This is a genomic window from Proteiniphilum sp. (assembly GCF_040307845.1).
Classification (GTDB): Bacteria; Bacteroidota; Bacteroidia; order Bacteroidales; family Dysgonomonadaceae; genus Proteiniphilum.
Genome location: NZ_JAWRIS010000027.1, coordinates 116,833 through 140,581, shown reverse-complemented (window position 1 = coordinate 140,581; position 23,749 = coordinate 116,833). Strand labels below are relative to the sequence as shown.

The 23,749-nt window shown below is 44.7% G+C and carries 15 protein-coding genes; 11 read left to right on the top strand and 4 right to left on the bottom strand.

Annotated features, from left to right (window positions below; all coding sequences use genetic code 11):
• Window positions 1–93: 93 nt before the first annotated feature.
• Entirely contained in the window at window positions 94–942 is an 849-nt protein-coding gene (locus ABV001_RS06550) for a prephenate dehydratase (protein WP_294081498.1), read from the bottom strand.
• A gap of 440 nt (window positions 943–1,382) precedes the next feature.
• Between ABV001_RS06550 and ABV001_RS06545 the strand changes: the two genes are divergently transcribed.
• Window positions 1,383–2,921, top strand: coding sequence for a peptide MFS transporter (locus ABV001_RS06545; RefSeq protein ID WP_294081497.1), 1,539 nt, complete (start codon window positions 1,383–1,385; stop codon window positions 2,919–2,921).
• Here ABV001_RS06545 and ABV001_RS06540 read toward each other — a convergent pair whose 3' ends face one another.
• Both ABV001_RS06540 and ABV001_RS06535 read right to left on the bottom strand, forming a co-directional pair.
• Window positions 2,922–4,295: a sensor histidine kinase gene (locus tag ABV001_RS06540; RefSeq protein ID WP_352422047.1), complete on the bottom strand. Its 1,374-nt coding sequence runs from the start codon at window positions 4,293–4,295 to the stop codon at window positions 2,922–2,924.
• Window positions 4,296–4,342: 47 nt separating this feature from the next.
• Complete coding sequence (locus ABV001_RS06535; RefSeq protein WP_352422046.1) at window positions 4,343–5,722, bottom strand: sigma-54-dependent transcriptional regulator; 1,380 nt, start codon at window positions 5,720–5,722, stop codon at window positions 4,343–4,345.
• A gap of 300 nt (window positions 5,723–6,022) precedes the next feature.
• Between ABV001_RS06535 and ABV001_RS06530 the strand changes: the two genes are divergently transcribed.
• The 10 genes from ABV001_RS06530 (at window position 6,023) to ABV001_RS06485 (ending at window position 22,702) form a co-directional block, all read left to right on the top strand.
• Entirely contained in the window at window positions 6,023–7,360 is a 1,338-nt protein-coding gene (locus tag ABV001_RS06530; protein ID WP_352422045.1) for a TolC family protein, read from the top strand.
• Between the two features lie 49 nt (window positions 7,361–7,409).
• Window positions 7,410–8,660 (top strand): efflux RND transporter periplasmic adaptor subunit, encoded by a 1,251-nt coding sequence (locus ABV001_RS06525; RefSeq protein WP_294081920.1) that lies wholly within the window; start codon window positions 7,410–7,412, stop codon window positions 8,658–8,660.
• A gap of 113 nt (window positions 8,661–8,773) precedes the next feature.
• Complete coding sequence (locus ABV001_RS06520) at window positions 8,774–11,122, top strand: ABC transporter permease (protein WP_352422044.1); 2,349 nt, start codon at window positions 8,774–8,776, stop codon at window positions 11,120–11,122.
• 14 nt (window positions 11,123–11,136) lie between these two features.
• The gene (locus ABV001_RS06515; RefSeq protein ID WP_352422043.1) at window positions 11,137–13,503 is read left to right on the top strand and encodes an FtsX-like permease family protein; all 2,367 of its coding nucleotides are present in this window, start codon (window positions 11,137–11,139) and stop codon (window positions 13,501–13,503) included.
• 79 nt (window positions 13,504–13,582) lie between these two features.
• Complete coding sequence (locus tag ABV001_RS06510) at window positions 13,583–15,925, top strand: ABC transporter permease (protein ID WP_352422042.1); 2,343 nt, start codon at window positions 13,583–13,585, stop codon at window positions 15,923–15,925.
• Window positions 15,926–15,986: 61 nt separating this feature from the next.
• A complete protein-coding gene (locus ABV001_RS06505; protein ID WP_294081916.1) occupies window positions 15,987–16,661 on the top strand; it encodes an ABC transporter ATP-binding protein in 675 nt (224 codons plus the stop codon).
• Between the two features lie 22 nt (window positions 16,662–16,683).
• Window positions 16,684–19,011 (top strand): ABC transporter permease, encoded by a 2,328-nt coding sequence (locus ABV001_RS06500; RefSeq protein WP_352422041.1) that lies wholly within the window; start codon window positions 16,684–16,686, stop codon window positions 19,009–19,011.
• A 1-nt stretch (window position 19,012) separates the two neighbouring features.
• On the top strand, window positions 19,013–21,400 hold the full coding sequence (locus tag ABV001_RS06495; protein WP_352422040.1) for an ABC transporter permease: 2,388 nt from the start codon (window positions 19,013–19,015) through the stop codon (window positions 21,398–21,400).
• Between the two features lie 386 nt (window positions 21,401–21,786).
• Window positions 21,787–21,990 (top strand): hypothetical protein, encoded by a 204-nt coding sequence (locus ABV001_RS06490; protein WP_352422039.1) that lies wholly within the window; start codon window positions 21,787–21,789, stop codon window positions 21,988–21,990.
• A 16-nt stretch (window positions 21,991–22,006) separates the two neighbouring features.
• Window positions 22,007–22,702, top strand: a complete 696-nt coding sequence (locus ABV001_RS06485) for a hypothetical protein (protein WP_352422038.1) — start codon at window positions 22,007–22,009, stop codon at window positions 22,700–22,702.
• Here the strand turns inward: ABV001_RS06485 and ABV001_RS06480 are convergent.
• Window positions 22,683–23,741, bottom strand: a complete 1,059-nt coding sequence (locus ABV001_RS06480; RefSeq protein WP_352422037.1) for an alpha/beta hydrolase — start codon at window positions 23,739–23,741, stop codon at window positions 22,683–22,685. The two genes, ABV001_RS06485 and ABV001_RS06480, sit on opposite strands and share 20 nt — an antisense overlap.
• Between the last annotated feature and the right edge of the window lie 8 nt (window positions 23,742–23,749).

Sequence of the window (23,749 nt, the reverse complement as noted above, 5' to 3'; positions counted from 1 at the left end):
CTAAGAATTAAAAGTAAAAAAATTAAAAATAATGATTTTCGACATTTTACCGTTTCCTTTCTCCATCACCTTTCCACTTATTCACCTTTTCACTCATTCACTGAATCCCTGCTTCTCTTCCCTGTATTCTCCCAACACTTTCAAATCACTGATCAGCGGCATGATCGCATCGATGGATTGCCGGTAACGGTTGTAATCGGTGAAAGTAAGGTCGATATAGAACTGATATTCCCATTCTCTTCCGATAATAGGCAACGACTGGATACGGGTGAGGTTGATATTATAGAATGACAATACCGAAAGGACCTGGGAGAGGCTTCCCTCGTTGTGAGGCAGCACAAAAACCAATGACGACTTGTTGATATGGTTTTCCTTTTGTACTTCCCGGAGCATTTCGCCCTGTGCCAGGATAAGAAAGCGGGTAAAGTTCCTTTTGTTGGTCTCAATCGCTGAGGCGAGGATGTCCATTCCATATTTCTCTGCAGCCAATGTGCTGCAAATTGCCGCAGCCGATGTCATTTTCTTATCCCGGATATCTTTTGCGGCAAGGGCTGTATCCTCGTGTTCCACTATTTTTATACCCGGCAGGGTATCAAGAAAAGCTTCGCATTGCATCAAAGCGATGGGATGTGACATCACCTCCGTAATATCTTCTATTGAATTGCCGGGAAGTGCTGCTAATGAATGTGATATTCGCAATTTATGCTCTCCTGCTATCTGCACGTCGCTCATTTTCAGTAGGTCGTGGTTCTGTAACAGGCTGCCGGCAATGGTATTTTCAATTGCCATCATACCTATCAAATCGGGGTCTTTCCTGGTTTCCGCGAAGACATCACGAAAAGTACTACATGGTACAATTTCCAATTCTTCGTCCCTGAAATATTCACGGGCTGCAATCTCGTGGAATGAACCCGCTCCTCCTTGAATGGCTATTCGTTTCATCTGAACTGTTTTTACATCAAAAAAAAGTCCCACCGTGTAATCGGCAGGACTTTATTTTATTTTGATATGATTTTTTAATTCTTCTCATTCTGCATATAAAATCCCGCCTTCACCTACTAAAGTAAAAGTAAAACCAGAAACCAAATGCAAAAACAGAAGTAATCATTGTCTAAAATTTTCTTTTTGTAAATCGACATGATGGAAATATCATCCCGATAATGACTGCAAAAGTACTACTTTTTTCTTTTCGACAAACAAAATAAAGAAAAATATTTTATATTTGCAGAAAATAAGAGGCACTTCAGGCAAACACAAGCAAGCTTGGTTTACCCTTCGGCTTTCATTATTTTGGCACATCCATAATTGAGAAAATGTAATAAGACTTAAAACAGTCTAACCTTGTGAACTAATATATTCATAACCATATAAAATTTTTATCAATGTTTAAAGATCATCCAAAGGGATTACTTGGAGCCGCCCTTTCCAATATGGGAGAACGCTTCGGATTCTACATTATGATGGCGATTTTAACCTTGTTTATCTCGTCAAAATTCGGACTAAGTGACACAACTACACTTGTGGTCTACTCCATCTTCTACTCGCTTACCTATGTGCTTGCACTTTTGGGCGGCTTTATTGCCGACAAGACGAAGAAGTATAAGCAGACCATTATGGCGGGGTTAGTATTGATGATGATAGGTTATCTGCTTATCGCCATCCCTACAAAGACGCCGGTCGCTAATATGGCTTTGATGTTGACCGTTACCTGCGTGGGTCTTTTTGTTATTGCGCTGGGAAACGGCTTCTTCAAGGGTAATCTTCAGGCTGTCGTCGGGCAATTATACGACAATCCGCAGTATGAACACAAGCGAGATACCGGGTTCCAGATCTTTTATATGTTCATCAATATCGGCGCCGCCTTCGCACCGCTTATCGGTATAGCGGTCCGTAACTGGTGGTTGCAGAAGAATTCATTCCTGTATGATGCCACCCTCTCCACTCTTTCACACCAATTCCTGAATGGTAAAATGGAAGGGCAGGCACTCGATCGTTTTACGGAACTTGCCAATAGTGTCAGTATTTCAGCACCGGTTACAGACTTGACAGCCTTTGCCAATAATTATTTGAACGTATTTACAACTGGATTTCACTTTGCCTTTATAGCGGCAGTGATAATGATGCTTGTTTCGTTGATCATATTCAGCGTGAATAAAAATAAACTTCCCGATCCGGCCAATAAAGTGGTAAAGAAAGAAGACGGTACTTCGGAACAGGTGCAAATGGATATCAAGGAAGTCAAGCAACGTATATATGCCCTTGCGGCTGTATTCGGAGTGGTCATCTTCTTCTGGTTCTCATTCCATCAGAATGGAGCGACACTTACTTTTTTCGCCCGGGACTATGTTGATTTGAGTATGATCAATATCAACCTCGGCTTTACAACCATCCAGGGTGCAGAGATATTCCAGTCAGTCAACCCGTTACTCGTGGTCTTATTGACCTTCCCGATTATAGGATTATTCGGCTGGTTGGCAAGAAAGAACATGGAACCTTCCACACCGCGTAAAATTGCGATAGGGATGGGTATTGCCGCATTGGCTTATATTCTGTTGATGCTTGGATCGATAGGTCTTCCCGATGCATCGGAAAGATTGGCCATGGGCGGGCTGACAAATGCGATGCGCGTTTCTCCCTGGTTACTCGTAGGCACCTATTTTATCCTTACCGTGGCCGAGTTATTTATCAGTCCGTTGGGATTGTCATTTGTGTCAAAGGTGGCTCCTCCCCATCTTCAAGGTCTTATGCAAGGATGCTGGTTGGCAGCCACGGCTGTAGGTAACTTACTTGTCGCACTTGGCGGACTTTTCTATGAGTCACTCCCGTTATGGGGTACATGGCTTGTGTTTGTATGTGCCTGTAGCATCTCCATGGGAGCCATGCTTGCGATGCTCAAATGGTTGGAAAGGGTTGCAAAATAATCAATGGAAAAAAGTCATCCTGAAAACCGTCCATTCCCTGTCGGTGAAATGGATCAATGTGCCGTCGTGCAGACGCATGATATAACGTGACACACTCAACCCGATGCCGGTACCGGCATCCTTGGTAGTGAAAAACGGGACAAAAATATTGGGCAGTACCTCTTCGTTGATGGGCTGCCCATTGTTATATACATCGAGGTGTGTTTTCTCTCCCTCTTCTGACAGCGCTATCCTGATCTGTCGTTTTTCCTGCCCCTTTTGAGTCACTCCTTCGTCGCCATCATATCCTTCACCGCCTGCAATGGCTTCGACAGCGTTCTTCAACAGGTTTAGCAGTACTTGCATGATTTGGGATTCGTCCAATAGGATTACAGGCGATTTATCCGGTAGGTGCAAATTCACCGATATTTCTTTTTCTTCAAGGAGTGCCGTCTCCAACGAGACTGCCCGTTCGATAAGTGATTGCAATGAAACCGGTTTCAATTGAGGTTTGGGGATCCCCGTAAAACGGCGATAAGAGTTGACAAAACTGATCAGCCCTTTGGCTGTTGAATTGATGGTTTGTAAGGCTTCGATCGTATTTTGCATCAGTGAATCTTCTTCATAGGGCTCATCCTGACGGAAAGCGAACAGCAACGAATCGGTCAGCGACGTAACCGGGGCAATGGAGTTCATGATCTCATGGGTCATCACCCGGATCAGCCGAATCCATGAGTCCATTTCCTTGTAATCGAGTTCACTGCCGATATTATTCAAGGTGATGATTTTCAACTTCTTCCCTTGCAGCGTAAGCTCGGAGGCCCTCAGGCTCAACTGCACCTCCTCCCGCTCATTGGCAATTTTTATGGTTTTCACGTCCGACGCTTCCAGGTTGCGGAACAATTCGGGAAACGATTTATCGATATGGTCCAGCTGGTTGACATGGGTGAAGACTGAAAGTCCCAACAGCTGGTTGACGGTACGGTTTATCTGTACCACTACATTGGCTTCATTCAAAATGATGATGCCCGTGGAAACGCTCTCCATGATCACACTTAGGAACTTCTCATTCTCAATCACCTCCTTGCGGGCTTTTGTCAGGATCTCCTTGATACGGTTCATCATCTGGTTCAACTCTTTCTCCCTTCTTGACAATTTGGTCTCCGCAAAATTGAATGAATAATCTCCGTTATCCAACGCATTGAGCAGGAAAATGATATTCTTGTTGAACTGGTTGTAACTCCGGCGCAGATTATGAAGAAGAAAAACAACAAGCAGTATCGATAATGCCATATAGAGATACTCTGTTTGTATGGCAAAATAAGTGCTCATCACAATTGCCGCGACCAGCAGGATCATATAGAGATATAACTTGTATTCGATGGATTTGAACATAGTCGGGTGGTTTTAAAAGATATAATTTGGACATGACCGGGATGGTTTTAAAGTCCGTATTTCTTGATCTTGCTATAAAGCGTAGGCCGGGAAACACCCAGTTCCTTGGCGATAGCCGATATGTTGTTCCCATAACTATTCATGGCACGTTCAATAAGCACCCTTTCCATCTCTTCCAGGGTCACATTTTCTAACGCTGAGCTCTTTTTGCGGCCTCCCCGGGTCTCCTGGGAACGAAGAAACAGGTCGGACGAATCGATTATCCGGTCATCCGATAAGATAAGCGCTTTCTCTATTGTGTGTTCCAGTTCGCGCACATTGCCCGGCCAGTTGTATTCCTGCATTCTGACAATTGCCTCTTTGCTCAGCTTCACTCCCGTTTTATTGTATTTCGCCGTAAAACGATCGAGGAAAAACGAAGCCAGTCCGGGGATATCCTCTTTCCTGTTACGCAACGGCGGCACTTCAATTTGAATCGTATTGATACGATAGAGGAGGTCTTCCCTGAACAGGCCATCCTGCACATCATGAAAAAGGTCGTGATTGGTAGCGCAGATCAGCCGGATATCTACTGCTATCGGCTTGTTGCTTCCTACACGTATGATCTGCCTCGATTGCAGGGCGTTCAATAGTTTCGCCTGAAGCGGATAGCTGAGGTTCCCGATCTCATCGAGAAAGAGGGTACCTTTGTCTGCCGCCTCGATCTTTCCGGCACGGTCGCTATGCGCATCGGTGAACGAACCTTTCACATGGCCGAAAAGTTCACTCTCGAACAGCGTTTCAGTCACCGCTCCCATGTCCACCGTCACCAGCGATTCATTAGACCGTGGAGAGAGTTGATGTATCCTGCGTGCAATCACCTCTTTACCGGTTCCGTTCTCGCCGGTAATCAACACATTGGCATCGGTCTTAGCTACCTTTTCTACCAGTCGTAACAGGTCCCGCATCGCCTGAGAGTCACCCCAGTAGGTGTCGCCTTCCCTGTTCAGCTGGGAATTAAGTACATCCTGCTTCTCTTTCAGCTTGGTCACTTCCTTCCGTGACAACCTCAATTCCAGTGCCGACTGTAATGTGGCCAACAGTTTGGCGTTATCCCAGGGTTTTACCACAAAATCGGTAGCGCCTTCCTTCAGCGCGGTAACTGCCAGGTCTATATCGGCATAAGCGGTAAAAAGCACTACCGGCAGGTCGGGATTTACTTTTTTCACCTCCGAGAGCCAGTACAGTCCTTCATTTCCGGTATTGATCCCGGCGGAATAATTCATGTCGAGCAATACCACATCCGGCATTCTCTCCCTCAGCGTAGACAGCAAGGCGTTGGGAGAGGAAAGGAGGGTTACCTCTTCGAAATGGGCATTCAGTAAAACCTTCAATGCGCTGAGCACATTTTTGTTGTCGTCTACAACGAGAATACGGCCTTGTCTCATTTTGTTAGAACTGAGAGGTTGGAACTTGGAACTTAGAAGTCAAGAAGTCAAGAAGTCAAGAAGTAGTTTCAATATACCAATGAAAATAATCCCGATTAGCGTATTCTTTTTTCTTGACTCCTGGTTCTTGAATCTAAAATACAAATGTACTCAAAATATTGTAAAATTATCAACACCCATGTAAAATAATTTTACAAATCCAATAATTTATTATATTGTCAATCTATTCATATACAGTATGATAATTGTTTTGGCACGGTATTGGTTGGTATATTCTAAACAAGAAAGCATCCAATCAATATGAATAAAATTTTTCCCATATTGCTGTTTTTAGTGGTTGCAAGCACCTGGGTGCAGGCACAGGAAAGACAATGGACGTTGGACGATTGCATACGGTATGCGGTAGAAAACAGTCCGAAAATCAACAAGCAAAACGCACAAAATGCTATATACCAGCAAGATTACATGAGTGCTATCGGCCGACTGCTTCCATCGCTAAGTGTCAATACGAATGCCTATTTCAACTTCGGGCGTGGAATCGATTACGATACAAATACCTACATCGATATTAACTCTTTCAGCAATGCCTATTCGCTCTATTCCAGCCTGACACTCTTCGATGGTTTGTCGAATATTTACAGGGTTAGAATGCAAAAAGCCAGTAAACTCGCCGGAAAACAGCAGCTGGAGCAAGAGCGGGAAATGGTAGCGTATGATACCATGGAGTCTTTTTTCAATGTCTTGTATTACAAACGGATGGTACAGCTGGCAGAGGAGCAGGCAGAAGAGAGCGCCAATAACATGAAGCAGGCCAAACGGATGGAAGAGCTGGGGATGAAAGCCAAACCCGACGTGGCGGAAATGGCGGCGAAAGAAGCAGCAGATATCTATAATCTTACACGTCAAAAAAACTTGCTGACCATCGGTATCATACTGCTCAAAGAGAGAATGAATTTTCCGATAGAGGATGAATTGGATATCACGGATGAGCAATCCGACGTGTTGATCGTCAAATCGGGAGAAACGGTGTCGGCCATTTATGAAACAGCCAGGGTGATCAATCCCAGGGCACTGTCTGCCGAGTCGGCATTGAAAGTACAGCAAATGAACAAACGTGTAGCCATGGGGGGCTTTTCCCCGGTTATCTCGATGGAAGCAGGTATATCCTCAGGGTTTGCAAGGTACCTCAACGGAAGTGATTATGAACCCTTTTGGGATCAGCTCAAAAATAAACGGGGGAGTTATGTGGGATTTACATTGTCCGTGCCCCTGTTCACCGGTTTCTCAAAAACGACCAATTATAAGCGGAGTAAGGCGCAGGTGATTATTGCCGAGAGCGAATTTCAGGAAACCCTCCGCACGCTCTACAGTGAGATTGAGCAGTCCGTGGCGGATATGAATGGCCAGGCGGATGCTTACCGGCAGGCTGTGAAACAGCGGGAAGCGATGGAGACCGCACATGAAGCCAATCAAAGGAAGTACGAAGAGGGATTGATCAGCCCACTTGAATTGCATACCAGTGCCAATCGGGTAGTAGAAGCAAAAGCCGAAGAAATGAATGCGGAATTGCAATACCGGCTCAAAGCGCGGTTGGTGCGGTATTACAACGGAGAATCATTTGTGGAAGGGGGAAAGTGATTAGGTGATTAAGTGGAAAGGTGCTTATTAGTTTTTAGTTGAAAAAATTATGGATATTTTAGTTGAAAAGAAAAAGGGATTGAAGAAGAAACACCTCCCCTACATCCTTGGAGGAGTGGCATTTTTGATAGCTGTTATATGGCTTATCTTCGGCAATCACGCATCGAAATTGAATGTGGAGGGTAACCGCATTTCTATTCAGTCTGCCACACGGGGTGAGTTTAACGACTATATACGTGTCAGCGGGCAGGTACAACCGATCAGTACCATACAGTTGAGTGCCATTGAAGGCGGTATGGTGGAGGCCAAACTGGTGGAAGAGGGAGCAGATGTAAAAAGGGGGGAACCAATTGTCCGCCTGAGTAACCCGATGCTGAGCCTGAACATTCTGGATAGTGAAGCACAACTGGCCGAGAAACAGAATTTCCTGCGCAATACACAGGTAGCGATGGAACAGGACCGGCTCACATTGAAAAAGGAAAAACTGCAACTCGACCTTGATGTGACCCGCAAACAGCGCAAGTATGAGCAGTACAAGAAACTGTATGAAGAGGATTTGGCTTCTAAAGAAGATTACCTGCAGGCCAAAGAGGATTACGAATTCGCGGTGGATGGACGGCAACTGGTGGTGGAACGCCAAAAACAGGATTCCCTTTACCGTACCGTGCAGATCGACCAGATGGAGGAGAGCTTGCATAATATGCGCCAGAACCTGATGCTGATACGTCAGCGGAGCGAGAATCTCAATATCAAAGCGCCCGTGGACGGGCAGTTAGGTTTGCTGGATGTGGAGATCGGACAGAATATTCCTACCGGGGGACGCATCGGCCAGATCAGTGTATTGTCCGATTTCAAAGTAGAAGCGATGATCGACGAACACTATATCGACCGGGTAAGGACCGGACTCGACGCCACTTTTGAGCGGCAGGACAAAAACTTCGCGCTGCGCGTGCGCAAAGTATTCCCCGAAGTGCGCGACAAGCAGTTCAGGACAGAGTTCATGTTCGAGGGTGAACGGCCCGACAACATCCGCGCCGGACAGACCTATTATATCAGTTTGCAACTCGGACAACCGGTCGAAGCAGTCCTGATACCCCGTGGACCGTTCTATCAGACCACCGGCGGGCAGTGGATCTTCGTCGTCACACCGGACGGAAACAAAGCCGTAAAACGCAGGATCACCATCGGGCGGCAAAATCCCAACTACTACGAAGTAACCAGTGGGCTTGAACCGGGTGAAAAGGTGATCACTTCCAGCTACGAAACGTTTGGTACTGCGGAAGAATTGATTTTGAAATAGATTATAATATGTCAATGTGATTAATGAGACTAATTCCGACAGATTGGGACAGTTGAATTGGCATATTGGCAAATTAATAAATTAGCTTAGGTTCTTGATTCTTAAAAAAGAATATGAAACAAATTGTAAAAAACCTGACACATGCATTCCGCCGTTTTAAAATGGCCAATGTGTTGAATATAGTAGGGCTATCGATTTCCTTTGCCTCTTTTATCGTGATTATGATGCAGGTCAGTTATGACTACAATTTTGACAAGGGAATAAAAGGCTACGAGCATATATACCGTGTAGATATTGTACACGGGGGCGGGCAGAAGCAAGCCGTTATCTCCCGTCCATTCGCTGAGCTTATATTTAAATCATCACCCCGGATTGAAGCCGGAGCAATAAGTAATCCTTTTTTTGGAGGAGAGTTGTTTTTCGGTATCGATAAGGCCGGAGTGATTTCATACTACAAGGAAAAGAGCATATTCGTCTCCCCTTCATTTACCAATGTCTTCCATTTCGATATAGTAGAGGGAGAAAAGGATGTCTTGAATGAGCCGGATAAAGTGCTTGTGCCTAAAAGTATGGCAGAAAAACTTTTCGGAAGCGAAACAGCTTTGGACAGGCAATTAAAACTGTCCGGCAAAAATATTTATACGATAGGCGGAGTGTACAGGGATTTCCCCCGGAATTCTTCCTTACAGAACTGTATATACATTGCCATGCCTGAAAATGAGAATGTAAATAACTGGGGAAATTGGAATTATAATGTATATATCCGTCTCAATGGAAATAACCCGGTGGATACTACGTTGCTCAATGATAATTTCAGGAAGAACCTACCGGAAGATCTGAATATTGATTTCAGCAAAGGTTCGCTCCAATTCACACAATTGCCCGATTTACATTATACGACCGACGTATTGTACGATAACTCACCGAAATCGAGTCGTCAAACTATCGCGGTACTCTTTGCCATTGCTTTTGTGATTGTGATTATCGCGGCAGTCAATTTTATGAATTTCAGCGTGGCACAGACTCCCATGCGTATCAAAGGGATCAACACCCAGAAGGTATTGGGCGCCACCGACACCGGATTGCGGTTGTCATTGTTGGCGGAGGCTATCCTGATCAGCGTATTGGCTTACTTGTTGTCACTGGCGCTTGTTTTTCTGGTTTCGCGCTCCCCTGTTGCCGATATGGTAGATATGGACATTGCTTTACGGTCATATCCTGTCCTGATCGGTATGACAGCGGCACTGGCCATACTTACCGGCATTTTGTCCGGGCTTTATCCCGCCTACTATATCACCTCTTTCCCTCCGGCAGTGGTACTTAAAGGAAGTTTTGGCTTGTCGCCTAAAGGCAGAAAACTGAGAAATATGCTGATTGGCTTTCAGTTCGTCATCTCACTGGTGTTGATGATGGTGGCAGGATTCATGTACCTCCAAAACCGGTTCATGCAAGACTCTCCTTTGGGGTACGACAAGGACGCGCTCATCGTTACCGATATAAACAATAATATCAATCAAAGCCGTGATGTCTTTACGGAGGAGTTGCATTCCTTTTCGGGCATAGAAGGTGTTGCCTATGCCCAATTTTTACTGTCGAGTTCGGAACAATACATGGGCTGGGGGCGTGAATACCGAGGCAAGAACATCCAATACCAATGTCTTCCCGTTGATCCCGATTTTCTCGAAGTAATGGGAATTGATGTCGTCGAGGGCAGAGGGTTCAGGGAAAGTGATAAAGATACGGAAAACGGAGTGTATGTCTTCAACGAGAAAGCCCGCAGTGATTATGATCTGGAATTGAACCACCGGATAGATGATGCAGAGATAGTGGGTTTTATTCCCGACATAAAATTTGCTTCTTTTCGTACCGAAATGGCCCCGATGGCTTTTTATGTATGGGGAACGCAAAATTGGGGAAGATCAGCCAATTATGCCTATGTCAGGGTGAAAGCCGGAAGCAATCTCGGCGCAGTATTGCAGCATGTAAAGGAAGTTTTGGATTCCATCGACCCGGACTATCCGTTCCACGTGCGTTTTTATGACGAGGTGTTGAATCAATTGTATGAAAAAGAACAAAAAATCAGTGCATTAATCACCTTGTTCAGCCTGATTGCCATTATTCTCTCTATGGTGGGCGTCTTCGGCCTGGTGATCTTCGAAAGCGAATATCGACGTAAAGAGACCGGCATCCGAAAGGTATTGGGATCGTCCGTCGGAGAAATACTTGCCTTGCTGAACAAGACATATCTCATCACGCTTTCCGTCTGCTTTGTCATCGCAATTCCGATAGCCTCTTTTGCGGTGATTAAATGGCTTGAAAATTTTGTGTTCCGCACGCCAATCTATTGGTGGGTATTTGTATTGGCGGGACTGGCAGTTTTATTGATCACCCTTGTTACCGTAAGTTGGCAAAGTTGGCGGGCAGCAACCGCCAATCCGGTGGATTCACTGAAAACAGAATAAATTAATGGGACAATATGAACAATCTGAAATTAGCATATCGCAACCTGTTCCGGAAGAAGCAAAACAACCTGATAAAGATTCTCTCGTTGGGATTTGGTTTGGCCGTCGGGCTGGTACTGCTCTCAAAGGTAAGTTTTGAACGAAATTATGACGATTTCTATCCTGACGCGGATCGAATTTATCAGATATGGACTACCTTGTCCGGCAGGACAAATGATACAGGACTGGATCAATGGGGACAGGTCAGCGGCGCAATAGCCCCCGGCATGAAAGCAGAAATACCGGAAGTGGAAGCGGCAACTCGGTTTACCTATTTGACCGGGGAAAATGCCGTTTTTTCTACACCCGACAAAAAACGGTATAAAGGCACCTTTATCATGGCTGACAGCTGTTTTTTCGATTTGCTTCCCCGTCCGATGATTAGAGGTAATGCCAAAGAGGTATTGTCTCGTCCGATGTACGCCATGGTTTCGCAATCCGCCGCTGAGAAAATGGGAGGCGATGTGATTGGGAAACAGATACAATTAGAAACCTATCCCGGCAGGGAACTGACAATAGATGGGGTATTCAGCGATGTTCCTGAAAATTCCCATCAACGTTATGATGTGGTTGTTTCTCTCAACTCGATGGCCTCCTTCTACAGCTATGACGGACAGGAAAACTGGCTGGGAAACGACCGCTATCGGGGGTATGTGAAGTTGCATCCGGGAACCGATCCTGAAAAATTGGCTCCCTCCGTTCGACTGATGCAAAAGAAGCACCAGGATATAGAGGAGATAGAGGCTAAAAACGGCTGGACTCTCACTTATGCTCTCCTCCCGTTAAAATCCATCCATAGCGATTCTCCCGAGGTCAAGAGGATGACACTACTGCTTACAATTATAGCTTTCGCACTGATTCTTACGGCTATCCTGAATTATGTACTGATTGTGATCACCGCATTGGTAGGTCGTTCCAGGGAGATAGCAGTATATAAATGTTATGGAGCTGAAAACCGGAATGTGGGTAGTTCAATAATGACCGAGACATTCCTTCACTTTGTCTTGTCCTTGCTACTTGCCGGTTTACTTGTATTCAGTTTCAGGGGAACCATTGAAGAGATGCTTTCTGCATCATTGGGTTCATTGTTCAGTCTCCGTTCTTCCCTCTATCTGGCGGTAATTGCCGTTCTTATCTTTCTGTTTACCGCATTCGCACCCGCATATATTTTATCCCGTATTCCCGTGGCAAGCATTTTTCGGGGTACAGGACAGATCCGGGCAAGATGGAAACTGGTATTACTTTCAGTGCAATTCGCGGCGGCAGCATTTCTTTTTTCGTTGCTGGTCATTGTCAGCAAACAATACAACCTGATGACCAACGATAATCCGGGTTATTCTTACGGGAACGTTTTACATGCCGGCACTTTCGGTGTACCCCGGAATACTGTCCAGACGGCTATAGATCGGTTGTGGCAATTGCCCCAGGTGGCATCAGTAGCAACGGCGAGTATGCTCCCATTCGAGAATATGTCCGGTAACAATGTAATTATACCCGGAGAGGAGCGTGAACTGTTCAATATTGCTGACATGTACTGGGCGGATGAACATTACATCCCGTTGATGGAGATACCCATTGTTGAAGGAAAAGCATTTGACGCCAAGAGTGCCCCCAATGAAGTAGTCGTCAGCCGGTCATTCAAAGAAAAAATGGAAACTATCGCCGGATGGGACGATGTGGTGGGGAAAGATATCATTATTACTGAGCATGGACTGAGCCGGATCGTGGGAGTATTTCCGGATATCCGGCTGGGGGCAATTTCCGATCAGGACACGCGTCCGTCGGTACTATTTTTCAGAAATACCCCAAGTAACAATATTATTATCAAACTTCATTCGATGAACGGAGAGAATATCGAACAAGTCTTCGATCTATTGCAGGAGACCATGCCCGAAAAGGAAATAGCGCTTTCGCCCTATGCCGACAGCCTGGTGAATATGTATTCAGGGGAACGTCAATTCCGTGATGCCATTTTTATCGGAGGATTGATTACCGTGCTTATCACCCTTATCGGGTTGATTGGTTATGTCAACAACGAGATGCTACGCCGCAGGGCTGAAATAGCTATCCGGAGAATTAATGGAGCGACTTTGAGTGACATATTGGGGCTGTTCATGAAGAATATCCTTGTTATCGCCCTGTCGGCCTGTGTGGTGGGAGAAGCTGCGGCAGCCCTGGTGGCTTCTAAATGGATGGAGAATTTTACTGAGAAAATCGGATTGTCTCCGTTTTTATTTATCGGATGCGGAGTCATAGTGATATTGTTTATCGAATTGATTGTGGGTATGAATTGTCTGAAGACAGCCAATCAGAATCCTGTCGATTCGCTGAAGAAAGATTGACGAAGTCAATGAGACTGATGAGGAAACAGCGGGAATTTCGACTTTCATGTCTTTATTCTTGGCTCTTAAAAAAAATGATATGAATATTCTACGATCTTACAAACGTACCCGATTTTTCTTATGGGTAAATATTACCGGGTTGGCTATCGGATTGGCAGTTTCTATTATGCTGATCCTGTTTGTGGTAAATGAACTGAGTTACGACAAGCATTTCGAGAACAAAGAGCGGATCGTACGCTTGATAACCGTTTGGGAGGGAAATGAGCAGACTACTCATTATGCGATCAATATGCGCAAAGCTTATACGGAACTTCCGGCGAAAATACCCGGAGTGGAAGCGGCTGTTCAACTCTATCAGAGAGGAACGTTAGAGGTCATTCAAGAGAAGGAGCGCTTCCAGAATGTCCGTACTTTGTGTGTGGATCCTGAATTTTTCAAGGTATTCCGGATGAAGTTTGTGGAAGGAGATGCCCAAACGGCATTGAGTAACCCCAATTCAATTGTGCTAACACGTCGGCAGGCTGATATTATTTTTGGTGACAGCCACAGCGCGATCAACCAGATACTCAAAATCAGCGACCGGGATTATGCTGTTTCGGCAGTAGTGGAAAATCTTCCGGCCAATACTCACTTCTCATTCGATGCATTGCTTCCCATGAAGTCAATAGATGATTGGATGGGAGGTATGCCGGGATTGGAATTTCTGACCTACTATCTGGTGAGTGCGGATGCATCGCTCAGCGATGTAAGGAGTGCCATCGAAAAAGAATATTCCTCTATCACTACCGCTTTCGGCGAATCGTTCAGTGCGAAAGTTTATGGCAAAACAGATAAACTGACCGATATCTATTTACATTCCGATGGATTCAGCGGCAACATTGGCAGGATGGGAGACATGCGGTTTGTCTGGCTCTTGTCCGGTCTCGCATTGTTTATATTGTTGCTCGCTGTCAGCAACTTCATTAATCTGTTTATCGCACAGGGTGAGACCCGTATGCGCGAGATCGGTATCCGCAAAACGAACGGTGCGGCTATCAGTGATATTGTCAGGCAATTCTTTTCCGAGGTCTCCGGTATCGTATTGATTGCCTTTATCATCGGAGTGGTTCTCACGATCATACTTGCTCCCTATTTTTCGGAATTGATCCACAGGGAGATTGATATGGTCCAGTTATGGAATCCCACTTTTATCCTGTCTGCCGCCGGCCTTTTCATCGTGACCGTTGTTTCTTCGGCGTTTTATCCCGCACTGTATCTGAGCCGTTTCAGCCCGCTCGATATCCTGGGCAAAAGGATCCGGTTTTCAAAACGCAGGTTGATGGTGGGTGTAGTGGTTTTTCAATCCATCATTACCATCGTGCTTGTGTCGTTTATCCTGATTGTCAATAGCCAGACCAATTATCTCAAAAATATTCCCCTTGGATATAATCCTGATAATGTAGTGACTATTTGGATGAATAATACGATTCGCAATAGTTTTGACGCGATAAGACAGGAATTGCTCTCCGTACCTGAAATAAAACAGGTAAGTGGAGCACAGCATACTTTCGGGAGGGGATGCAGCGGACAGGGTATCAGCCTGCTCGACAATAAGGAGGAAAGGCATAGCATCAATGAGTACCGGATTATGCCGGGAGTAGGTGAACTGATGGAATTGCAATTGGTCGAAGGTGATTTTTTCAAGGAAGATGCGCCCGACAGCATTTATCAAGTCGTGCTGAATGAAGCTGCTGTCAAGATGTTGGGGATATCACCTCCGGTGGTCGGGAAATCTGTAATGTATACATGGGGTATTACTGAAATAGTCGGCGTCGCAAAAGATTTCTGTTATGCCTATCCGGCCGATAAGATTGCACCCATCGCTTTGAGCAAAACAAATTGGGGAGGCACGATATATATCCGTTTCAGGGAAGGAACCGACAGGAGACAGGCGCTCGAAAAAACGTCAGAAGTCTTCCATCAATTCGATCCCGATTTTATAATCAATGCCACCTGGAGTGAGGATATCTACAACCAGAAGTTTGAGACGTTCGCAACCACTTCGAGGGTAATCACACTGGCCTCGTTGCTTTCGATTTTTATCGCAATGCTGGGACTGGTAGCGATACACTTATACACCACCGTCCGCAGGACCAAGGAAATTGGGATCCGCAGGATCAACGGAGCTACCCCCGAAGCAATATTCACCTTATTGACCAGTGATATCGTCAAATGGATTGTGATTGCCGGAATCGTAGCCGTGCCCATTATCTATTATATGGCAACCCACATGCTAAATGAATACAGTAATCATACTTCATTGAACTGGACAATGTTCGTGATTCCCATATTGGTCCAATGCATCATCGCCATTCTGGCTACATCGGGAGTGACGCTGTGGGCTTTGCACCAGAATCCGGTGAATGCGTTGAAGAAAGAGTAAACTCTTCCATTCTTCACTTCTAAATTCAAATTTCTAAACTTCTAAAATAAAAGCAACAATTATGATTAAGATTAACGATTTAAGAAAAGTATTCCGTACGGAAGAGGTGGAAACCATCGCGTTGAACAATATCGCCATGGAAGTAAAAGAAGGTGAATTTGTAGCCATCATGGGGCCGTCGGGTTGTGGTAAATCCACTTTGTTGAATATCCTCGGGCTGCTTGATAACCCCACGTCGGGAGAATACTGGCTCGACAGTAAGGAAGTAGGACATCTGAAAGAGAAAGAGCGTACCCAGACCCGTAAAGGTAAAATTGGTTTTGTGTTCCAGAGTTTCAACCTGATCGAAGAGATGACGGTATATGAAAATGTGGAGTTACCGCTTACCTATCTCAAAGTAAAAGCATCGGAGCGCAAGAAACGGGTGGAAGAAGTGCTTCGCCGCATGAATATCAGCCACCGTGCGGGACATTTTCCCAATCAGCTTTCGGGTGGTCAGCAGCAACGTGTCGCCATCGCCCGCGCCGTGATCGCCAACCCCAAACTGATCCTTGCCGATGAGCCGACCGGTAACCTCGACTCCAAAAACGGGAAGGATGTAATGGACCTGCTCACCGAACTGAACAGGGAAGGAACCACCATTGTGATGGTAACCCACTCGCAACACGATGCCTCGTTCGCACACCGCATCGTCAACCTGTTCGACGGACAGATCGTCACAGAAGTACAGATGTAATAGGTAGGATAAATCACGCAACATGCTCAACTTAAAAACCTATTTGAAATTCCTTTCACGCAACAAACTTTATACGTTTGTTTCGATTGTAGGGTTTTCTATATCATTGATGTTCGTCATTATTCTGGGACTGTACGTCAGGCAACAACTGTCGGTGGATGATTTCCAGAAGAATAAGGATCGTATTTTCCTGATGACGCACGATAATAAAACGAACTTCGGTAATCCGGTAGCACTGTATGTCAAGGAGAATACGCCTGAGGTGGAGTCTTTCGTCCGGGTAGTATCACGGGAGACAGCGTTAGGTCAAAAGGGCAACGACAAGATCAAGGCTAAGGCACTGTTTGCCGATTCTACCTTTTTCAGTGTTTTTTCCTTTAAATTGATAGAGGGAAATCCTTCACAGGTGTTAGAAGCACAGAAAAGTGTGGTGGTAACCCGTAGTTTTGCCGCCAAAACATTCGGGGCGGAGAATCCTATAGGGAAAAGTCTTTTTATCGAGAATTCCGAACATACCATTACCGGAATAATGGAAGATATACCGGTAAATACAATTATTACTGATGCCGATTTTGTGGTAAATTACAATTCCATTACATTGGTTTTTGGGGGTAACTGGGTACTTGACACACCAAGCAATTTCGGATTTACCATGTTCTTTATGGCAAAACCTGGAACCGATTTACCCTCAAAAGCCCCGGTATTGCTCGAAGCTTTCAAAAAGGACTTCTGGTTTTTTAGCAGGGGTTTTTCTGACAATCTGGAGTTTATGCCGCTGAAGAAAGCATACTTTGAAGCAGAGAACTATGGCGATATGGAATTACGGCATAACAGCCGGACCACTATCACCGTTTATATGGCAATCGCGATCCTGATATTGGTGATCGCCCTGTTGAATTATGTCAATCTCACAGTAGCCCAGGCAGGATTCCGAGGAAAGGAGTCGGCTATCAAGAAACTGTTGGGGTGCGGCAAATCCAGACTGATATCCCAATTGCTTGCCGAGTCGCTGTTGATAACTGCAGTAACCTTTATTGCCGGGTTGCTGTTGGCATTCCTTGCAGAACCGTTTTTTAACAACGTGCTGAATACCTCACTTGATCTGGCATATCAGTTTACACCATCCGTGATAGGAATCTGTATCCTGTTCGTGGTTATTATTTCACTTCTTGCCGGAATTATTCCCGCACTGATCATTTCCAGCTTCAATCCGCTCGAAGTGGTAAAAGGTACCTTCTCCCGGAAAGTGAAATCATCCTATTCAAAAGGATTGATTATATTTCAATATACGGTGGCGATTGCCTTGCTTATATGTGCCATCTTTATTCAACGGCAATCCCGGTTTTTGATCAACTATGATGTAGGCTACAATCGGGAAGGTATTCTGGAAATAAACAATACCGGACTGGATACAACCCAGTTGGACGGTTTTAAAGCGAAACTCCTGGGGATCCCCGGAGTGGACCTGGTTTCCTTCTCATGCGGAACACCTCTCGACGGCGGTAACAACAATTCGTATGACCTGGACGGTGAGCAGTTCAGTTTTCAGGAATTCTATGTGGATTCGGCCTTCTTCAAAATATATGGGATCACGATTGATCCGACCGGTATCCCTCCGTCAAATGACACCTGGTGGCTAAATGAGAAGGGATATAAAGCCGTACATGTAGATGAGGCAACTCAAACATTTAGTGTATGGGGTGGAGAGTATAGAGCACAGATTGCCGGTATTTTCAACGATTTCAAGATTCGTAAACTTGATCAGGATTATAACCAGTTGAGGATGCGGTGGCGAAGAAACGGGGAGACTCCATGGCAGATTATCGTAAAAATGTCTCCAGGAAGTGATTATTATAGTATGGCAAGGCGTGTCGAGGAGGAATATACGCAATATACCGGTGGAGAATTGTTTGAAGCCCGGTTTGTAGATGAAGGAATCCAGCGGAATTACGAAAGCGTGCAGAAAATGTCATCCATTATGAGTGCTTTTACTCTGCTGACCATTGTCATTATGGTGATGGGGGTATTCGCCATGTCGCTCTACCTGATCCGGCAGAAGGAGAAGGAGATCGCCCTGCGGAAGATCAATGGCGCCACCGAAGGGGAGGTATTGCTCCTGCTTAACAAGGATTCTCTGAAAAGAGTAGCTATCGCGTTCGTGATCGCATGTCCCGCGGCATACTATGCTATGACAAAATGGTTCGAGAACTTTTCCTATAAGATCGGACTTTCGTGGTGGGTATTTGTCGTTGCCGGACTGGCGGTACTTTTCCTTACACTGGTTTCGGTAAGTTATATGACCTGGAAGGCGGCACGCGCCAATCCGGTGGATTCTTTAAAAGGTGAGTAAAATGAATATAACCCCAATTTTCCGTCGTTTAGTAAAGAGCAGGTCTCTGCGTATCGTCAACCTGTTGGGGTTGTCGGTGATCTTCGCCTGCCTGCTCCTGTCGTACCGGTATATCCGCAAAGAGTTGAGCTACGACCGTTTCAACGAGAATGCCGACCGTATGGTGCGGTTATCGATACAATATGACGATGAACCTTTGGACGGACGTCTCTATTTGCAAAACGTGGAATCGGAACTGGAGAAAATTGCTGAGATCGAACAATTTGTATCCATCACCAAAGTCAATACGGCTGTGTTGGCCTATGCAGGTGAACGACGCATCATGAACGACTTTTATGCGGTCTCTCCCAATTTCTTTGAAGTATTCAGCTATCCACTTGCGACAGGCGATCCTTCAAACGTGTTGAAATCGCCGGAGAGCATCCTTGTCAGTCAGTCATTGGCACAGGAACTGTTTGGTGACGAGAACCCCATAGGAAAAGAACTCTCTCTGGAAGGAAGGCGACTGGATTCAAAAACTTATTTTGTAAGTGGTGTATTCGACGATTTTCCCGAAAACTCCCATTTCCATACCGACCTGCTCTTTCACCGGCGACAAGACATACCCGAATGGACTTATGTATATCTTTTACTGAATGATATACGTAACCTTCCAAGAGTAAAAGAACAGATTGAAGCCCATTATGATGCATTCGAAAATCTAACCGAAGAGGTAACGGCCCACCTGATACCGCTGACCGATATCCATCTCCATAGCCGGGCACAACGGGAAATGGAGCATAACGGAAATATCTATTATATCTATCTGATTGCAGGAGCCAATATCTTGTTGTTAGTAGTGGTATTGTTCAATTTATGGTTGAACCACAGCCTGCTATTCTCTTACAACAAAAGATATTACCGGCTATTGAGACTAAATGGTGCCGACGCTTCCACTATCCTCTATAACGAAACCATACCGGCTGTCCTGATTGGTTTACTCTCTATCCTGATCGGGGGAATTGCAGCCTATTATCTGGCGCCCATACTTCATTTCCCAACGTTCCGGTTTCTCTCTTATGGAACAATCGGGCTGGCACTCTGTTTTTTGGGGCTTACGCTATTTGTATCGCTTATCCCCGTACTGGCAAGCATTTCTTCTACGATGTTCATCAGTACACGCGATAGCCTGAACCCTTCTCGTTTCTCATTCTCCAATATCCGGTATATGCTTGTAATACAATATGCAATTGTGATATTTATCGTGATTATTTCATTCGGCATATCGAAACAGCTTAATTTGATAAAAACAACACAAGTAGGCGGCAAAACGGAGAATATCCTTGTGATGGAAGAACAGCCCGATGATGTAAAGGAACGCTACGAATTACTGAAAACAGAATTACTGAAACATCCGGAGATAGAACAGGTCACGACCGCTTTCCAGTTGCCCGGTACCGCAATCCGTGATGGGGTAAGAGTAACCGTAGAAGGTAAAGGTGAACCTGTACCGCTTCCCCTTCTCCTGGTCGGCGAAGACTTTTTCTCTTTTTTCGGGATAGAACCCATTGCAGGGAAGCTGTTCGATCCATATAAAATGAGTTACAAGGACGAATCGGAGATCTTGATGCATTATCTTCAAGGCAAGGAGATCCCCACTGATTTAACGGAACAATATATGCTCAACCGCAAGGCCCTCAGTATCCTTGGCTTTCATTCACCGGAAGAGGCGATCGGGAAAAATATGCATTTCACGCAAGGCACAATCGATTATATCAGCAAAGGTACCATCTGCGGCGTAACCGATGATTTTACCTATATCAATATCTATGAAGAGTCTATTCCCCTGATCATCATGCAGCGACAACTGTTCCGGCATTGTTTTATGTTGAAATTCGCACCGGCCAAACAGGAAGAAGGGTTGAAGATATTCAATGAAGTATGGAATAAAGTAAATCCTGATTACCCGCCCAACTATAGTTTTTTGCAGGATGTATATGGGACGGTCTATCGTAATGAGTTCAATGCAGGACGGCTTGTCAACCTGTTCTCGCTATTATGCCTTGTTATCGCCAATCTGGGGCTGGTTATCTTTATGGCATTTATCGTCAAGCGGAGACGGAAGGAAATTGCCATCCGGAAAGTGAACGGAGCGCAACCCGGGCAGATCATCCGGATGCTGAATAGGAGTTTTATCTACCGCATCCTCTTCGCTTTTGTGATTGCCTCGCCGCTCGCCTGGTGGGTCATGCAACAATGGCTTGCCAACTTCGCCCACAAAACCTCTCTCGACTGGTGGATATTTGTACTGGCAGGCATTGCCGTACTGCTATTTTCTGTGGTTTCCGTATCATGGCAAAGCTGGCGGGCATCCGTCCAGAATCCGGCTGAAGTGGTGAAAAGTGAGTGATGCAACGTAACTTTTTTCTTCCGTCGAGGTGAGGATTTTTAATGAGGAGTTTGGCAAAGATACTGATAGACTTTATACCCATTTCTGTTTTTCATTATTATAGCAGATAAAATTACCTGTTTACAATGAGATAAACAGATTTTCGGCAAATATTTCGCCGTACCTTACTCTTTCTTAACCCTTGTTTAACTCTTACCAAATTCTTGTTTATAAGACTTTGATATAATTTTGACCTTTAACCTGCGGAACTCGTCCCCTAGTTATTTGGTTTTTCGATGTATAAGAACTCCTATGTCTGTTCCGATTGTGGAAAGGAGTGATTCTTCTTTCTTACTTTGCAGTACAAATTATTTTTCTTAATTTTGAGCAAGAAAAAAGATATCAGTATGGAAACAATAATAACCACACCCGGTAACGAAAGACAAAGTAATTTGGTAAAGTCTATACTTAAGGAAATGCGTATTCACTTTACGAGCCATACTGGCGAAAGCGAAGTAGAAGTTTCAGCCGCAGAACTGGAGGCGATAGATAGAGGATTGGAAGAAGTGAAAAATGGAAATGTGATGTCTCACAATGAAGCAAAAAAATAAGCTCAAATTCTGAACAATGGAACACCCTATTTTATCTATTCTAACAGTTTCTGTCTTATTGCATGGTTGCGTTTCATTGGATAACAGCATTTCTCCTGATGAAACGGCAAAGGAAATCTTTACCCCGACAGAACTGGAGGGCATCGACCGGATGATCCACTTTGTGGACAGTATCGTATCGGAAAGGACCGGGCTGACAGATATCAATGAGAGTTACCGGGCTTATCTTGACAGAGTGAATGCAGATGTTAAAAAGGGGGCTATTACTCCCCTGTTGGATGACAGTGCAAAATTTCAATTTCTGGAAACAATCGATAAGGATGCTTTTTCCGCCATCTGGAGAAAGAGTTTGTCATATATTCCCTGGGAATCACGATGCAGAAAGCATCTTGAACTGAATTTTGAAGGAAAATATAAGAAATATCTGCAAGAGACAGGCAAATCTGACGATCGTTATGCCGGTATATACGAAGACTTGAATATGTCCGGTGATTTCTCCCCTGCGACTGTTGCAGAGTTTTTAAAGAATCACCGGGAACTTGATTTCACACTTTACAAGCACCGTTTGTGGGCTACCGTATTCCTTCTTAGAATGGCTGAACCTCTTGAAATACCGGACGATCTCAACAGTAGGGTCGTATTATCTATGGATAAACGGGTTTATGAACTTTCTGCACTTCCCGAGAAAAAACCTATTTTAAATGCTCTTTAAAGAATATTTCCAACTTGTCGAATGGAATTACATCTACGTTGTCGTATAAATCCACGTGAACGGCATTAGGAATAATCATTAGCTCTTTTGGTTCGGAAGCATTTTTATAAGCATCTTCACTGAAATAACGTGAGTGTGCTTTTTCCCCTGCAATCAGTAACATGGGTCGTGGCGATATTTCTTTGATGTAAGTTAAAATCGGCATATTCATAAACGATAATGCATTGGTAGCATTCCACGCACCTGTCGAGTTTAGAGAGCGTTCGTGAAATCCTCTCGGTGTACGGTAATAGTCGTAGTATTCTTTTACAAATTGTGGTTCATCGCCTTTCAGCTTTTCGGGGTTTAATACTGCTCCTGCGTGGAATATTCCCGCTTCTGCATCTTTCCAACGTTGCTCGCCTAATTGCTCTAATGTTTTGGTACGTTCTTCCAAAGTAACTACATCGTTATAGCCTTTTGACATTACTCTTGTCATATCGTACATGCTTGCTGTGGCTACGGCTTTTATACGCTTATCAATAGCAGTGGCGTTTAAAGCAAAGCCAGCCCAACCACAAATACCAATAATACCTATTTTATTTCTATCAACAATTTTTTGTATTCCAAGAAAATCAACTGCTGAACTGAAATCTTCGGTATTGATGTCGGGCGATGCAACGGCACGAGGTTCACCACCGCTTTCGCCTGTATAGGACGGGTCAAAAGCCAATACCACAAATCCACGTTCTGCCATTTGGTTGGCATATAGCCCCGAAGATTGTTCTTTTACAGCTCCAAAAGGTCCGCTAATAGCCAACGCAGGCAAAGCTTCGTTGCTACGACTTTTGGGACTGTATAAATCGCCTGTCAATGTTATCCCATAACGGTTGTTAAAGGTTACTTTTTGGCGTGTTACCTTATTGCTCAACTCAAAAGTATAATGTTCTGTTTTTGCTGTTTCTTTCATATTTTCTACATTTTGATTGTTTATACTTTGTGCGCAGGACTGCCCTAAAAACAGAAGGCTTGCAACTGCTAAATTTGATAATCCTTTCATTTTCTTTC